At 51.3% G+C, this 15,195-nt stretch carries 13 protein-coding genes and 4 tRNA genes; 4 read left to right on the top strand and 13 right to left on the bottom strand.

Annotated elements, in window-relative coordinates; all coding sequences use genetic code 11:
- Window positions 1–14: 14 nt before the first annotated feature.
- The 8 genes from IEX98_RS08470 to IEX98_RS08435 all read right to left on the bottom strand — a co-directional run bounded on the left by IEX98_RS08470 (window position 15) and on the right by IEX98_RS08435 (window position 9,407).
- Window positions 15–824, bottom strand: a complete 810-nt coding sequence (locus IEX98_RS08470) for an ABC transporter permease (protein ID WP_188888460.1) — start codon at window positions 822–824, stop codon at window positions 15–17.
- A 10-nt stretch (window positions 825–834) separates the two neighbouring features.
- The gene (locus IEX98_RS08465; protein WP_188888459.1) at window positions 835–1,776 is read right to left on the bottom strand and encodes an ABC transporter permease; all 942 of its coding nucleotides are present in this window, start codon (window positions 1,774–1,776) and stop codon (window positions 835–837) included.
- A 17-nt stretch (window positions 1,777–1,793) separates the two neighbouring features.
- Window positions 1,794–3,395, bottom strand: coding sequence for an ABC transporter substrate-binding protein (locus IEX98_RS08460; protein ID WP_188888458.1), 1,602 nt, complete (start codon window positions 3,393–3,395; stop codon window positions 1,794–1,796).
- Window positions 3,396–3,408: 13 nt separating this feature from the next.
- On the bottom strand, window positions 3,409–4,131 hold the full coding sequence (locus IEX98_RS08455) for an HAD family hydrolase (protein ID WP_188888457.1): 723 nt from the start codon (window positions 4,129–4,131) through the stop codon (window positions 3,409–3,411).
- Window positions 4,132–4,170: 39 nt separating this feature from the next.
- Entirely contained in the window at window positions 4,171–5,904 is a 1,734-nt protein-coding gene (locus tag IEX98_RS08450) for a CocE/NonD family hydrolase (protein ID WP_188888456.1), read from the bottom strand.
- 20 nt (window positions 5,905–5,924) lie between these two features.
- A complete protein-coding gene (locus IEX98_RS08445) occupies window positions 5,925–7,262 on the bottom strand; it encodes an O-acetylhomoserine aminocarboxypropyltransferase/cysteine synthase family protein (protein WP_188888455.1) in 1,338 nt (445 codons plus the stop codon).
- Between the two features lie 206 nt (window positions 7,263–7,468).
- Window positions 7,469–8,260 (bottom strand): nucleotidyltransferase domain-containing protein, encoded by a 792-nt coding sequence (locus IEX98_RS08440; protein WP_188888454.1) that lies wholly within the window; start codon window positions 8,258–8,260, stop codon window positions 7,469–7,471.
- Between the two features lie 25 nt (window positions 8,261–8,285).
- Window positions 8,286–9,407, bottom strand: coding sequence for a slipin family protein (locus IEX98_RS08435; protein ID WP_188888453.1), 1,122 nt, complete (start codon window positions 9,405–9,407; stop codon window positions 8,286–8,288).
- Between the two features lie 612 nt (window positions 9,408–10,019).
- On the opposite strand from IEX98_RS08435, the gene IEX98_RS08430 reads away from it, so the two are divergent.
- Complete coding sequence (locus IEX98_RS08430; RefSeq protein WP_188888452.1) at window positions 10,020–11,336, top strand: helix-turn-helix transcriptional regulator; 1,317 nt, start codon at window positions 10,020–10,022, stop codon at window positions 11,334–11,336.
- On the top strand, window positions 11,311–12,132 hold the full coding sequence (locus IEX98_RS08425) for a WYL domain-containing protein (RefSeq protein WP_188888451.1): 822 nt from the start codon (window positions 11,311–11,313) through the stop codon (window positions 12,130–12,132). The genes IEX98_RS08430 and IEX98_RS08425 overlap by 26 nt, the downstream gene beginning before the upstream one ends.
- Here the strand turns inward: IEX98_RS08425 and IEX98_RS08420 are convergent.
- Window positions 12,122–13,018: a fumarylacetoacetate hydrolase family protein gene (locus tag IEX98_RS08420; RefSeq protein WP_188888450.1), complete on the bottom strand. Its 897-nt coding sequence runs from the start codon at window positions 13,016–13,018 to the stop codon at window positions 12,122–12,124. The two genes, IEX98_RS08425 and IEX98_RS08420, sit on opposite strands and share 11 nt — an antisense overlap.
- A 246-nt stretch (window positions 13,019–13,264) precedes the next feature.
- Between IEX98_RS08420 and IEX98_RS08415 the strand changes: the two genes are divergently transcribed.
- Together IEX98_RS08415 and IEX98_RS29350 are read left to right on the top strand one after the other, a co-directional pair.
- The gene (locus tag IEX98_RS08415; RefSeq protein WP_188888449.1) at window positions 13,265–13,732 is read left to right on the top strand and encodes a GreA/GreB family elongation factor; all 468 of its coding nucleotides are present in this window, start codon (window positions 13,265–13,267) and stop codon (window positions 13,730–13,732) included.
- Window positions 13,720–13,848, top strand: coding sequence for a hypothetical protein (locus tag IEX98_RS29350; RefSeq protein WP_268237826.1), 129 nt, complete (start codon window positions 13,720–13,722; stop codon window positions 13,846–13,848). The genes IEX98_RS08415 and IEX98_RS29350 overlap by 13 nt, the downstream gene beginning before the upstream one ends.
- A 754-nt stretch (window positions 13,849–14,602) precedes the next feature.
- Here the strand turns inward: IEX98_RS29350 and IEX98_RS08410 are convergent.
- From IEX98_RS08410 to IEX98_RS08395, 4 genes are all read right to left on the bottom strand, one after another.
- Window positions 14,603–14,688: transfer RNA gene (locus IEX98_RS08410), tRNA-Leu, on the bottom strand.
- Between the two features lie 29 nt (window positions 14,689–14,717).
- Window positions 14,718–14,793, bottom strand: a tRNA-Lys gene (locus tag IEX98_RS08405).
- A gap of 52 nt (window positions 14,794–14,845) precedes the next feature.
- Window positions 14,846–14,920: transfer RNA gene (locus IEX98_RS08400), tRNA-Glu, on the bottom strand.
- Window positions 14,921–15,104: 184 nt separating this feature from the next.
- Window positions 15,105–15,195 (bottom strand) — tRNA-Ser (locus IEX98_RS08395).

Below are 15,195 nucleotides of genomic sequence, written 5' to 3'. Positions count from 1 at the left end.
CTCCCAATTCCCTATCATTGCCGGGTATCCCTTAAATCTCGAATACCATCGCTTAACAGATTAAAGCCAAGCACCGTCAGTATGATAAATACACCCGGTGCCAACGTAAACCACGGCGCTTTGCCGATAAAGCTTTGCGCTTCGTTCAGCATCCGTCCCCAGCTCGGATCGGGCGGCTGTACGCCCAAGCCCAAATAGCTGAGCGCTGCTTCAATTAAGATAGCAGCCGAGAAGCTGAGCGCCGCGGTCGTCAAAATCGACGAGACGATATTGGGCAATATTTGTTTGAAAATAAGATGCAAATGGCCTGCGCCAAGCCCTTTGGCCGCCTTCACATACTCCGCTTCCTTCTGCTGAAGCACACCGCTGCGCACGACGCGAGCAAAGGAAGGAATCGATAAAACGCCAATTGCTAGTATCGTTTGCGACATGCTTGGCTTGAAGATGGAGACAAGCAGCAGCGCGAGCAATATACCCGGAAAAGCTAACAGCCCGTCTATACCGCGCATAAGCAGCTCATCCAGCCATTTGCCGGTATAACCGGCTGCCGTACCGATAATAAAACCGAACACCAGCCCAATACCCGCCGACAGCAAACCGACTAGAAACGCAGTTTGTGCCCCTACCATAACCCGGCTGAGCACGTCACGGCCGAAATTGTCGGTGCCGAGCCAATGTTTAGCGCTAGGCGCCTGCAGCCGTTCGGCGATATTCATTTCATTGGCCTCATACGGCGTATAAAACAAACTGATCAGCATAACGGCCAGCAGCAGCGCGACAAAGCTTATGCCGAGCAACAGGCTGAAGCTCGCTTTTTTATTCATCGCAATGCCCCTATTTCATTCTGATTTTTGGATCCAGCACACGATATGATAAATCGACGATAAAATTCACCGTCACGACGATGAAAGCGATCAGAAGAACCATCCCCTGCACCAGCGGATAGTCGCGATTGCCGATCGCCGTAATGAGCAGGCTGCCGAACCCCGGCAGCGTGAACACTTGCTCCACAACGAGACTGCCGGCAAGCAGCTCTCCGAAGTTGATACCGACGACAGTAATAACGGGAAGCAAGGCGTTGCGCAGCACATGCTGAAAAAGCACGGAACGCTCCTTCAATCCTTTGCTTCGCGCCGTTCTGACGTAATCCAGATTCAACTGCTCCAGCAGCGTCGTACGCAAATAGCGCACAACGATTGCAATTTGCGGTACCGCAAGCGCGATCGCCGGCAGCAGCAGCGACTTCAAAGCTAAATAGGGGCTCTCCGACCAGGGCACGTAAGTGCTGACCGAAAACCAGCGCAGCGCTAGGCCAAACACGAGAATGAGTGCAATTCCCATCCAGAAGGATGGAATCGCAAGGCCAAGCTGTGTGCCGATTGAGATGATCATATCCGCCACTTTCCCCTTCGAACGGGCTGCCGCAATACCGAGCGGCACGGCTGCTGCAACAGTAATTGCCAGAGCAAGCAACGACAAACTGATCGTAACGGGAAACCGGTCCTGAATCAGCTTCAGCACCGGTTCGGAGAAACGCAGCGATTGTCCGAAATCAAGCGCTAGCGCTCCCTTCAGCCAATCGGCAAATTGCTCCGGCAGCGGCCGGTCGATGCCGAGCTTTGCCTCTAGCAGCGCAATTTGCTCATCCGATGCTTCCGTTCCCAATATGGTGAGCGCCGGATTGCCCGGTATGATTCGAAAAGCCGCAAAGGTTAGCGTAACGACAAAGAACACCGTTAATAGAAGCGTTAAGAGCCGCCGCACGTAGTAATTCATCCTCGCAGTTCCTTCCCTTAGTTCGTAAAGTAAACGGTCGACAGATCCTGCACATACAGCGGATATTGCTTATAGCCGGCCAGCTTTTTGTTCAACGCGACATTCAGATTCGGGTCCATAATGTACACTGCCGCCGCGTCCTGAGCCAGTATCGTTTGCGCTTTTTTGTACAGCTCTACGCGCTTGGCGTCATCCACCTCGGCAACCGCCGACTGCAGCGTATTGTCGTACTCTGTACTTTTGTAATTGAAGAAGTTGTTTGGCGAGTCGGATAAATATTTATTCAAGATCTGATACGGATCAAGCTTGCCGTCCAAGCCGATAATCGTCAGCTCATAATCTCTTCCTTTATAAATGCGTTCCAGCCACACGGCCCATTCGACCGGCTCGATTTTCACTTTAACGCCGATTTTGCCCAGTTGCTGTGCGATAACTTGAGCGGTGTCAACGTGGAACTGATAGTTCGAAGGGACAGATAGTGTCGTCTCAAAGCCATCCTTGAGTCCCGCTTCGGCAAGCAGGCTTTTCGCCTTCTCGATATCCGTCGCGTACGTATCCTCCAGTCCCTCCTGATAATACTTCGCCAGCACGGGACTGAGATTGGAGCCAAGCTTCGTACCTTTGCCCAGCGCTACCCCGGCGATGATCTCATCGACATTGACGGCATAATTAATCGCCTGGCGAACTTTAATATCGTTGAACGGCTTACGGTCAATATTGAAGGTTACCAGCTGCACCAGATTTTGCGGCGCACTTACCGCCTGGAATTTATCGCCGAGCTCTTCCAGTTTCTCCGTTCCGATCCGCGGATAAATGTCGACCTCGCCGGATTTCAATGCGAGCAGCGACGCTTCCGGATCGGTAATGATACGGAATTCAACCTTGTCCAGCACGGGAACGCCCTTTACGTAGTAATCCGCGAATTTCTCCACGCTAATTCGTTGACCCGGCAAATACTCCTTAAATTTGAACGGCCCGGTGCCGATCGGGTTTTTGTTGCTGTCCTCATAGCCGTTAGGGATAACGGCTGCCGTAAGAGAGGTCAAGAAAGAGGTATTGTTTTCCTTTAATTTAATAATAATGGTCGCCGCATCAGGTGCCTCGATGGACTCCACGCTATTGAATGCAGGGGACAGAGGCTTGCCCGTTGCCGTTCCTGCCAGACGGTCATACGAGAACTTCACATCCTCCGCTGTAACTGCATTGCCGTTATGGAATTTCACGCCCGAGCGCAGCTTGAACGTGTAGACACGCCCATCCGGCGACACTTCGTATGATTCTGCAATTGCCGGATACAGCTCGCCTTTCTCATTCGGCTTGAGCAGCCCCTCGAACACGTTGAACAATACTTCCTGCGTGCCTGCAGCTACCGCCAAATGAGGGTCCAGATAGTCCAAATCCTGCGGAATCGATACGACGACGCTGCCGCCCTCGACTTTGCCGCCTTCCGGCTTGTTCTCCTCCTGTTTCGGTTCAGCAGTTGCGCTTGGAGCAGCCGTCTCTTTCCCGCTGCTGTTATTCTTATTGCCGCCGCTATTACTGCTGCCGCATGCGGCCGTTACGAGCGAAAGCAATAAAATGATCGATACCCATAAATAATGACGTTTGTTGTTCAACATGTTTCTATCCCCTTCAGTCATAGGTTTGAATTAAGTTTCTACTTTGCCTAAGCAGTACAGGAAGTTCCTGAATCGAAGTAATTAGCCGGTCATACTTCAGCTCCTCGACTCCCAATCTTCCGAATCTGTTAATTAAATAGCAGTCCATCCCGGCCTTCGCGCTGCCAACCACATCATCATAGTAATTGTCGCCGACATAGACGCATTGCTCTGGACTGACACCTGCCTTCTCCATTGCAAGCGTAAAAATGCGTTCATCCGGCTTCTCCAGCTCAACCTCAGAGGAGACGATAAGCTCATCGAAATAATCGATCAAGCCGTTAGCTGCCAGAACGCTTTTACAGCCCGTATCCCAATTGCTGATTAGACCGATGCCGCAGCCCTCGGCTCTTAAAGCCTCAAACACATCCCGGACGAATGGAAATGCCCGCCACGTCTGCCCGCCATCCCCCTGTTGCAGTTCAATCAGCCTCGCTGCTTGCGTATGAAGATCGAACCGGACGTCTAGCGAATAGTTCAACACCCCAATATACCAGGGGTAAAAGGTATGCAGCCCCCTGCCCAGCGCTCCTGGATACTGCCGCATGAACAGCTTGTCGGTTAAATGATAGGCTGCTTCAATTTCCTCCAGCGGTTTTTCTATTCCTTCTTCCAATAAAAACTGTTGATAGAGCGACTCTCGATTCTGATAGACAAGTGTGTAGCCTAAGTCGAACCAAATATACTTTTTCTGCATGTTTACCTCCTGCTGCTCCTGCTGTTGTCTTTTCACTTGCTAGCGCTGGACGACAGGCAGCCATACTTTGGATGGACGCTCCTTATCGTGATAGATCGTTTGCGTCGCCGTCACAAAGTCCGCCTCGGTCGCCTGGCCCGGGTTGACCAGTTTATTCGGATTCCGGTCGAAGGTCGGGAATAAAGAGCTGGTCACATCCAGCCGAATGGCATGCCCGGGTTTAAAAGCATAGGCTGTAGGACCAAGCGAGAATGAATACGTTAATACTTCTCCTGGCGGCACCGCCTCCCGCCTGTCGAGACCATAGCGGTAGCTGGCGCGGATAATGCCTTCTGCGATATTGTAGGCTCTGCCGTCGGGATAGACGTCAACGAGCTTAGCGACAAAATCGGTATCCTCCGCGCTGGTCGCTGCGTACAGCTCTATCGTAATCTCTCCCGCTATAACTAGCTCCCGTTCCAGCTTCGCCGACGTATATACGAGCACGTCATTGCGGATTTCCACAGGAAGCTGGTTTTTCGGCCCCATCGGGGTTAGATCAGGGACAGCGCCCGACCGGCCTCCCAAAGCCGGCACCGCAATCGACGGATGGTACACATAGACGTCCGGCGGCTCCGCTGCGGGCGCGGTCAAACTTAGTACGCCGTCGCCATTAATAGAGTTGGCGCGTTCCGTACTGCGCAAAAAGTAAGGCGTCGCTTTCGTTCCGGGAACCGGCCAGTTTTCCGATACACGCCAACGATTGCTGCCCATCTCAAAATATTGAACCGCCGGCTGCTGCTCGAAACGATTGCTGTGCTCCCCCTTCAGCCAATAATCGAACCATTCGATTTGCAGCGCGTCGATTCGGTTGGAAGCTTCCTCCCCGAAATCAAGCTCGCCGACATATCGCGACCAAGGCATATGAAACCATGGCTCGATCAGCAAATATTGATGGCCTCTGGCGACAGCCGTGCCGCCATGCTGCCGGACGCCATTGAAATTATCGATCGTACCGTCGACGAAAATGTCGTACCAGCCCCCGATATGAAGCGCCGGAACTTGAACCCGCTCGTATTGCTCGCGAAGCGACAGCTGCGTCCAATAATCATCGCGGGTCGGATGATCGAACCATTCGAAATAATAGGGCGCCGTCTCCTTTACGGCATCCGGCAAAGCTGTCAATGGCAGCTTGCGGTAGACGCTATGTATCCCGGCATATTGCGCACCAAGCTCCGCTGCCCAATCCAGCCGGTTGCGCCTAAGCGCCGTATCCTGCGCTGCGAACAGCACCCAGGATTGCGAAAGCGCTAATGCAAAAGCTCCATTCCGGTAAGCTTTGCCCTGATAGGCATCGGAGCCGATCATGCCGGGCACGATGCATGTCAAATGGGGCGGACGGTTGACCGCCGCAAGCCATTGGACAGCTCCGACATAGGAGAAGCCGTACATGCCAACCTTCGGTAAAGCGTTCGGGAGGGAAGCCGCCCATTCCACGGTGTCATAGCCGTCATCCGCTTCTTTCTCATAGGGCTGGAACTCTCCTTCCGAGCGCCATCGGCCCCGAGTATCCTGAATGACGACGATGTAGCCATGCCTGGCATACCACGAGGGATGCGCATAGTTCATCGTCTGCGCATCCGATTTGTTATAAGGCGTTCGCATGAGGAGAACCGGGTAAGGCCCTCCTTTCTTGGGACGATAGATATCGGCTGACAGCTTGACCCCGTCCCGCATCGTTACCGGGACATCAAGCTCTTGCTCTATTTCCAGCCATTGTGCGAGTTCCGGCATCCGTTATTTTTCCGCCCCCTTTAGCCTGCGGCTCCCGCTGAATTTGCAACGCTGTCCGCAGCTGACTGCGCCGCAGCCTGAATCGCCTGCTCCAGATCGTCGATCAAATCCTGGGGATCTTCAATTCCGATCGACAAGCGGATCAAATCCGGTCCGACGCCCGTCTGCAGCAGCACCTCGGGTGACAGCTGTGCATGCGTTGTACTAGCTGGATGTATAACGAGCGACTTGGCGTCAGCCACGTTGGCAAGATGGGAGAACAGCTGCAAATGGTTGATGAATACATTGGCTGCCTCGTATCCGCCTTTTAACCCGAATGTGAAAATCGATCCCGGCCCCTTCGGATAGTACCGCTGCGACAGCTCGTAATACGGACTGTCTGGCAGCCCCGGATAATTGACCCAAGCGACTTCGGGATGACCGTTCAAGTAATCCACAATCTGCTTCGTATTGCTGATATGCTTCTCAACCCGCAAGGAAAGTGTTTCTAGCCCCTGCAGCAGCAGAAATCCATTAAACGGACTCAGCGATGCGCCGATATCACGCAAATATTGAATGCGAGCCTTCGTAATATAGGCCAGCTCTCCGAATTTCTCGACATACTTCAAGCCGTTATAGCTTCTGTCCGGATTCGTGAAGCCGGGGAACTTGCCGTTCTCCCAATCGAAGCGGCCGCCATCGACGATAAGTCCGCCGATCGTCGTACCGTGGCCGCCAATATATTTGGTAGCAGAGTGAACGACGATGTCGGCGCCGTACTCGAATGGCCGGATCAAATACGGCGAACCGAACGTATTGTCGACAATAAGCGGAATGCCGTGCTCGTGAGCGATGTCGGCAATGGCCTGAATATCAGGGATGTTCAAGCCTGGATTACCGATCGACTCTACGAACAGCGCCTTCGTTTTTTCCGTGATCGCTTGGCGGAAGTTTTCCGGGTCGTCCGGATTGACGAAGGTCGTATGGATGCCTAGCTTAGGCAGCGTAACGTCAAATAGATTGTAGGTTCCGCCATAAAGCGTAGAGGCGGACACCACCTCGTCGCCCGCTTCGGCGATGTTGATAATAGAGAAAGTAACGGCTGCTGAGCCCGAAGCTACAGCTAGCGCACCTACGCCCCCTTCCAGCGCTGCAATCCGCTGCTCCAGCACCTCGTTTGTCGGATTGCCGATGCGGGAATACGTATTACCGGCTTCATCGAAGTTGATGACCGCCTGCGCATGCTCGGTGCTCTTGAAGACGAAGGAGGTGCTTTGATAGATCGGCACCGCCCGCGCACCGGTTGTCGGATCTGCCGTCTGTCCTCCATGCACCTGCAGCGTATCGAATTTCCATGTTTTTTTCTCCTGCTCTCCCATGTCTCCATCCCATCCTTTTCCGTGGAAAAATAAAAAAGAGACTGACGGATTTCCATACGGAATCCGATCAGTCTCCAGTGTTCTGGTGAACTGCTTCGCATTTATAAATGTGTAATTATCTCAATAACCAATTAATCCTAGCGGATATATGTGATTAGTGTAACGATTGTTTGAATGGCTGTCAATCCTTTTATTTACAGTCCATTTCAATCCGTTTGCCACGCTTCGGTCAACAATTCGCGAAAGAGAATATCCAGCTTTTGTTCGGTATCCTCATGAACAGCCGGTGCTGCTGATGCCGCTTGCTCGAAATAAACAATCTTTTCCTCCAAATAATCATTTATCGCTTTCAGAGGCGGAGCGCTGTCTAATTCCTCGCCTGCGCGCTTCCTCTCCAATAGGCTGATGACTTCCTTGCCGACCTCGCCGTCTAGAGGCAAAATCTCCTTCATCAGTTCCTCGAATGCGATCGGAGGCATTTCGTTATGCTGCTCAATCCAGCCGCAAGCTAATATTGGGCGCAGCACATAAAAATATTTTTTCAGCCGAATCCGTTCGCCCTGCAAGTAATCACGATAATTACCTCTCGCCATATTTAAATAATGATACATGCATGATTTTGGGGAAAAGGTAAGCGGCAACAAGCTGCGCAGCGCCTCCGCTGCCGAGCCGGTTTCTTGATAAACGGTACGCGATTGCAGCCACTCTAGCAGCGGGGGGTTCGATTTGCGGAACAGCCGGAGCACTTTCCGCAAATCCCAACCGTTAATATCAAGCAAATCACTAATGGGCCGCTCAATCACATCCCGCTTTTCCGTAATGGACAAATACCATTCTACCGGACGAATAAAGAGGAAGCGGACATCATAATCGCTGTCCCGCGAAGGAAAGCCCCAAGCCCTGCTGCCCGATTCGCAAGCATACACAATCCGGACGCCTTCCTCTTCTTCTATCCGCGCCAGTTCATCTTGAATTAAGCGGGTATAATCTTTTTCCATCGTCTATCTCCCCCTTTCTACGAATCTATTCGATGGGCTTGGCCTGTCTGCCGCCTGCCAACAGCTGATTCAACTGCTCCAGCAGGTTGCCGCCGCCCGTAAGCGAGACGCTGCCGACGTTGTCGCTTATTTTTTCCAAAAACTCAAGCTCCTTCAACCGGAACAGGGTCGCATTCTCATCCATCAGCTTGGCTGTATTAAGCAGGCTGCGGGTCGATGCCGTCTCTTCACGGCGAGTGATCAGGTTAGCCTGCGCTTTCTTCTCAGCGAGCAGCACGGTATTCATAATGTCTCGAACCTCACCGGGCAAAATGATGTCCTTAACCCCCGCGGAGCAAAACTCAGTGCCGTACTCTTCGCTCCTCTGCTGCATTCTCTCCAGCACGAACGTTCCGATCTCCTGCTTCGTGCGCAGCAGTTCGTCAAGCTTAAGCGTTCCAACATACTCTCGCAAGACTAGCTGAAGCTGAATGTAGAGCTGATCCTCGAATCCCTTGATTTCCAATGCTTTAAGCGGATTTGTCACCTTATACTGACAGACGAAGTTGAGCCGCAGCGTCACTTTATCCTCCGTCATCATTTCCTGGCCGATTAGATCAAGCTGCTGGCGGCGAGTATCAATCGTTTGCACTGACGTTGAAACCGGTCCCTTCCAGAAACGGTACTTGCCCGGCCCCAGTTTCCGCTGCTGAACATTGTCGTAGAACAAGTAGCCAATCTCCTGATCGGCAACCTCATGCGTCGTATAGAGTCCAGTAAGCTTTTTGAGCGCGGCTGCGCTCAGCTTAGCCGGAAGCTCCGGCTGCCGGATATCGAAATGGACGAAGGTATGCTGCTTCAAGCCTCTCCAGAAGGCGTACTTGCCGGAGCTCATCAGTATGCTTTTGCAATGTCCGTCTTCGTTATGCAGCACATATTCATCATCCTGCACATCGACGATGACCAGCTCTTCGAGCAAACGGCTGTCATGGATAAACAGCTCCAAGTCTTTGCCTGGCACCTGGAAAGGCATTGCGAGCTCCAGCACTTCAACGGAATAGCCTGCCCAAGGCAGGAACCGATAGTCCCCAGGTGTCAGCAGACGAACGTAGCTGCCCTTCTTAAACAGCAGCCCTCTTTGATCGTTTTGAATGGTCCATTTGTTCATATGTATATCCTCCTCATTTATTGCTGTCACAATAAAGTTAATTACGGTTGTTGCGATTGGCCGCGCCGCTCCCGCTTCCTCGGCGGAATCCGGCTTAAGAATGGCGTTCGGGCCAATACCGCCGCTCTTTGCCGCCTTACGTCCAAGCCTTGCTTGCTTTGGGCTTGCTAGTCAGGCAGACCGGAACAACAGATGGTTGACACGGCAGTCATTCGGTATCCGCGGGTTGCATAGCCGGGCTGCGGTGCAGCTGTCTGAGCCTGCTGAGCAACGCCGCCAATCGCTGATTTTGTTTGAATATGCTTATACTCTTCACCAATGAATCGCTTAGATAGCGAGCGGGGATTCGAACCCCTTCAGCGAGAATGCTTTGCTCCTAGACAGCACGCCCTGCGCGGATACCGCGCCGGCACTGCGGGATTATTCCTGTGGAATGAAATCCCTGCCCGGGTCCGGGCCAGCTCCCCTCTCGCTTTCCCTATTATTACGCACCAGCTTCATGCAGAACATGGTAAAAGTATGACGACTCTGTCTTTTTCCATAAAAATTCACTCCGCCCACTCTACTCTTGCTACAATAGAGTTTAATCATGGAATGGGAGGGAACGGAAGATTGGCAAGGGAAAGCTTTGATAAAGAGATACAGTTTCTGCGCATGCTCGCTCTAACCAGCGGGGCATACAGCCGCCAGCAGTTTGCCGATCGTCTTGGCATTTCCGTGCACACCTTCGACAAAACGATGCGCCGCTTAAAGGAAATTGCGGGAACAGCGTGGCAGCAGCCCAAAGAGGAACAAAGCCTACCATTGGCTGAGCTGCTTCGAAGCAGCTATTATGAATCCGCCGATCCGGTGCTGCTGTTTCTATTCCGCTCCAAATCGGTCAAAGAATCGGAAAGCATACGGCTGTCGCAGATCATCATCGCGCTGCAGCGAGAGTCTTTAACAGCTGCCGAGGTGCTCCAGCAATGCTGCGACGGGATGCCTGAGGATATGGCTATGCCTGACGAAAAAACGATCCGCAGCGACCTCAAATATTTGGAAGGCACAGGAGTTATACGCAAGGAATCGGGCTCGCGACCACACCGCTACACGGCTGACAATCGGTTCATAACGGAGCTGTCGGATGCGGAGCTGAGCGATTTATATGCCTTTATTGATGTAATGGCGAATACGCAAATTCCATCCGTGCAAGGCTATCTGCTGCGGGACAGCTTGAAAAAAACGTTAAAGCAGCGCTCGATTCCGGAAAGCTCCTTCCTCTATAAATACCATTACCATTCTCGTATATTGGATGAATCGCATCTCTATACGATTTTGAAAGCGATTCGCGAGCGAAAAAAACTCAGCTTCCTTTATTTCACCCCAAAAGCTCCGCAAAGCTATGGCTCCAAAAATACGAATCCGCTGTTCGAGCGCGAATCCGAAGGGCGTCAGCACACCACTTTGCCTCTGCGTGTCGCCTACGACCATCAATATGGGCGCTGGTATATGCTTTGTCATAGCAGCCGTCAAGGAATAGCCATTTACCGAATGGAAGGACTAACACAGCTGCAGGAGAGTACTGCCGTAGAGGAAACGGAGTTTGAACAAAAGCTGCAAGCTTTGCAGCAGAAAATTCGTTTTAGCTGGCTCGTCGACACCGGCAGAACAGTGACGGTAAAAGCGCGATTTTATCATCCCGAAGGATCAGCTTCGAATTTTATTCGAGAACGGGTGCGGCTGCAAGGACAATGGGGAACGGTTACGGAGGAAAGTGATCAGACTTTCATCTATGAGATATCCGTTAATGGAACAATGGAGATTAAGCCTTGGCTGCGGAGCTTTGGCTCCAGCTGCGAGGTGCTCGAGCCCCGCTCATTAAGACAGGAGTTCATTGAAGAATGGAAGGAGCTGGCCGCCGGCTATGAGCCTGTTCGAGAAAATCTATAATTATCAAATGATAGCCCGTCTAGAGGATGCCGAAGCTGTTGCGGTTACGGCGCAAGAACGCGAATGGCTGTCTGCTATGCTGCGCCGGCCGGAGGCCGAGCACGCTTTTTCTCCGTCTACACTGGTCAAGCTTCGATCGCTGATGAACCGGGATGGGGACAGAGCGATAGATGAGAGTGAGCATATAGCGGAAGAAATTTTAGAAAAAGCAGCCAGTCTGACAGGCCAGCTTTATCACCCGCTGCTGCGGCCGCTTCGCGAAGCGTTAACCAACAGGCTCGGTCTTCAGCTGACTTATGCGGTGAAAGACGGATCCGTCCGAATGCGTCAGCACGGTTATCCGTATAAGCTCGAATATTCCATGGTCAAACGGGAGTGGTATTTGCTCTGGTTCCATTTGCGCAGACGTTGCGTGATGGTAACCAAGCTGCAAAACATTGCAGAGGCGGCTGAAGCCCTTATTCCAGCGCAACAAGCGGAAGCGGCGGAAAAAAAGATGACCGCCTACTATGCCTCAAAGCAGCAGCAGGCGGTCATCCAAATCATTCCTCAGTTTAATCGGGAGCTGTCCCGCATTCTATATGCGTTCTCCTGCTTCGATAAAGAGGTAAGCTATGAGGAGTCAACGGATACGTACCGGATTACACTCATTTACTTAAGAGATGAGAGCGATTTTGTGCTATCCCGCATCCGTTTTCTTGGCAAGCGTATTCTCGTCACGGAAGGCGACTATTTACGGAAGCGTATGTACGAAGCTGCTCAAAAGTCGCTGATGCGATATGGCATTACTCCGTAACCATCCGGTTCGTCAAAGCGCCAAGACGCTGGATTTCGATCGTCACGACGTCTCCATGCTGCAAGTACACTTGCTTCTCCGGCGGATAGCCGAGCACAACCCCTTCAGGCGTACCTGTCAAAATAACATCTCCGGGCTCAAGCGTCATGCACTGGGAAATGTAGCTCACGATTTCTTCGCAGTTAAAAATCATATCCGAGGTGTTGGAGTTTTGGCGCAGCTCGCCATTCACTTTGCAGCTGATAGCCAGATCATTCGGATTTGCAACCTCGTCTCTCGTCACGAGATACGGTCCAAGCGGCGCAAATTTATCGCAGGACTTGCCGGCCAGCCACTGGCTTGTCCGGCTTTGCAAATCCCGGGCCGACAAATCATTGGCTGTGCAATAGCCGAATACATAATCAAGGGCTTCATCTTTACCTACATATTTGGCCGTCTTGCCGATAACGATGGCGAGCTCCGCTTCATAATCGATCTTTTCGCTGCTGCGGGGCAAGGGTACGTCCTCTCCATGCGCCGCTAGAGCGTTGGCGAATTTATTGAACAGGATTGGATAAGCCGGAATCGGCATATTCGTCTCCTCCGCGTGCCTGCGGTAATTGAGGCCGATACATATGATTTTGCCGGGATTCGGCACGCATGGCCCTAGGGTTAAACCTGCCTCTTCTTTAAATAATGAGCGGTCTCCCTCTGCTTCATTAACGAGAGACTGCAAAGAAGCCAGTGCAGTATCACCGCCGTCAAACAACTGCTGCAGCGTCGCAGGGGCTGCTGTATGGGGGCTTGCCGTTAATTTCTCGGCAGCCGCCCCGACATCCAAAACTCCTGCAGCTGTTCGTACGCCTAGACGAAGGCCGTCCGTTTCCTTATAGGTCAACAAATCCATCTTCTTGATCTCCTCCTTTTCCTCTATTGTGACGGTTCGGTTTAAACCGTGCAACTTTTTCCGTGCAGGAAGTAAAGCGCTTACACTGGCTCTTATGGGCAATCTATGTTAGAGTAGCATCAAGACCTCTTTAACTAAGGGGTCTTTATTACTATTAGGAGGAGATCAGAGTGACTGCTATGGCAACAACAACCGCAAGCAAACCCGTAGAGCACAATCATGTTCGGACCGGGGGTGAAATCTACTATGAACCTTAGTATCCCGGAGTCAGGCTTGAAGTCTCGGCTCGTCCGTCAGCTCGTCGTATTAGGAGAAGAAAAGAAAAAGTTTCTCGATAATTACTTTCCGGTTTACGGCAAAAAAAGAAATGAGATGAACAGCTACCTTTCCAACTATACGAGGGCGGTGGAAAAACTGCTCGAGTCTGCCGAACACAACGAAGAACTATTAAATAACGTTGTCCTCATCGGCAGCCAAATTACAATATCCTATATATCGGAACAATCGGAGCAATCGGAATCATTCACGATCGATTTTCCTAACAAAGCAAACGCAGAATATAATCGCATCTCGTTTCTGTCGCCTGTCGGCTATCCACTGCTGCTGACTGAGCCTGGCGATGTCGTAACCGTCGAGACCCCAGCGGGCGTTGTCCGCATACGTGTCGAGTCAATACGCCTCACCCCGGAAGCGAGAGGAGCGTGGATCGCATAAAGGATAAAAACCCTAAATCGTATTGGTTCTTCAAATGGCTATCCGTCGCGTCCAGCGTCGCCATTGTCATTACGATGGTGTGGCTGGTTATGAAGTATACGTTAACAAGTTCCTAAAGGACGAAAAAGGAAGAGCGTTTGGATAAGCGCCCTTCCTTTTTTTAATGCGTGCGTGATGAGCGTAATAGCGTGTGAATGCCGGATGAGCTGGGGCTGACGCAAGGGCTGAGGCTGAGGCTGGGGCCGGGGACAGGAACCTGCTTGCTTCAAGCCTGATCAGCCATTGATATGCATAATATGCATCCTCCCTGCTGGGCAGTTGCATATAGAGAAGCTGGTTCGTTCTTTAGCGAATCGTTTTTCGCTGGGCGGCTCGGTTTGAACCCAACTCTGCCCTATAGCGAAGTGATTTTCGTTACTCGAGAACCTATGTTCACGGAAAGCGAAAATTGCTTCGCTGAATCAATTACAGGCAGCCGGTCTCCCCGCTGCAACGAAAATAGGTTCGCTATATAGCGAACCTGCTTCGTTAACATTGCATCGTTATCGTAGTATAATAGAATTTATTCTTAGGCTCTGGGAGGTCACATGAAAAAATCTAAAGTTGTGGTCATTGGTCTTGCTGGCATTATTGTTGTAATTATAGCCGTTGTAGCGGCATTAGGTAACTTGCTAAGCAAGGTTTAACCGCATTTCAGTTCCCTACTAACCCGCCTGTTACATATTAATTAAGAATCCGATCGAATAGATGGCAGACAACTGACGCGAGTAAAGAATAATCGAATTCTTTACTTTCCTCATTATCTAAATGGCGAGAGGTATGTAAACATAAGAAAAACCCTTGCGCCGCAAGGGTTTAAATGTTAGGTTATGGTGCGGTAGAGAGGACTCGAACCTCCACGGGCGTACGCCCACTACCCCCTCAAGATAGCGTGTCTGCCATTCCACCACTACCGCACGTATAGGGGAAAACCTTTTAAAGAAAATGGTGAGCCATGAAGGACTCGAACCTTCGACACCCTGATTAAAAGTCAGGTGCTCTACCAACTGAGCTAATGGCTCTCATGATTGTAAAACGAACTCTTGAGAGCTGCTTCACTTACATTGAGGAAAATGGTGACCCGTAGGGGATTCGAACCCCTGTTACCTCCGTGAAAGGGAGGTGTCTTAACCCCTTGACCAACGGGCCTTGATATAACCATCGTCTTTCAGACGACGTTTGTTATTGTAACATCTTTTCCGCTTCAGTACAAGCTTTTTTTTTCGATTTCTTCAATCCATTTATTGGTTTGATTCATCTTTTGCTTATTTGAGGCGTAAAAAAAAGACCAGCTGTTGAACGGCCTTTCCGTCACAATCACTTAGAAAAAATATGGCGGAGAGAGAGGGATTCGAACCCTCGCACCACTTACGCAGTCTAACCCCTTAGCAGAGGGTCCCCTTGAGCCACTTGGGTATCTCTCC

Origin of the sequence: Paenibacillus radicis (ex Gao et al. 2016) (assembly GCF_014641555.1) — a bacterium.
Classification (GTDB): Bacteria; Bacillota; Bacilli; order Paenibacillales; family Paenibacillaceae; genus Pristimantibacillus; species Pristimantibacillus radicis.
The sequence above is the reverse complement of the archived record's forward strand: the minus strand, read 5'-3'. Positions and strand labels throughout refer to the sequence as shown.

Bases quoted from the DNA above. Each gene is read 5' to 3' on its own strand.
- IEX98_RS08470 (WP_188888460.1), bottom strand. From the start codon at position 824: ATGAATAAAAAAGCGAGCTTCAGCCTGTTGCTCGGCATAAGCTTTGTC.
- IEX98_RS08465 (WP_188888459.1), bottom strand. From the start codon at position 1,776: ATGAATTACTACGTGCGGCGGCTCTTAACGCTTCTATTAACGGTGTTC.
- IEX98_RS08460 (WP_188888458.1), bottom strand. From the start codon at position 3,395: ATGTTGAACAACAAACGTCATTATTTATGGGTATCGATCATTTTATTG.
- IEX98_RS08455 (WP_188888457.1), bottom strand. From the start codon at position 4,131: ATGCAGAAAAAGTATATTTGGTTCGACTTAGGCTACACACTTGTCTAT.
- IEX98_RS08450 (WP_188888456.1), bottom strand. From the start codon at position 5,904: ATGCCGGAACTCGCACAATGGCTGGAAATAGAGCAAGAGCTTGATGTC.
- IEX98_RS08445 (WP_188888455.1), bottom strand. From the start codon at position 7,262: ATGGGAGAGCAGGAGAAAAAAACATGGAAATTCGATACGCTGCAGGTG.
- IEX98_RS08440 (WP_188888454.1), bottom strand. From the start codon at position 8,260: ATGGAAAAAGATTATACCCGCTTAATTCAAGATGAACTGGCGCGGATA.
- IEX98_RS08435 (WP_188888453.1), bottom strand. From the start codon at position 9,407: ATGAACAAATGGACCATTCAAAACGATCAAAGAGGGCTGCTGTTTAAG.
- IEX98_RS08425 (WP_188888451.1), top strand. From the start codon at position 11,311: ATGAGCCTGTTCGAGAAAATCTATAATTATCAAATGATAGCCCGTCTA.
- IEX98_RS08420 (WP_188888450.1), bottom strand. From the start codon at position 13,018: ATGGATTTGTTGACCTATAAGGAAACGGACGGCCTTCGTCTAGGCGTA.
- IEX98_RS08415 (WP_188888449.1), top strand. From the start codon at position 13,265: ATGAACCTTAGTATCCCGGAGTCAGGCTTGAAGTCTCGGCTCGTCCGT.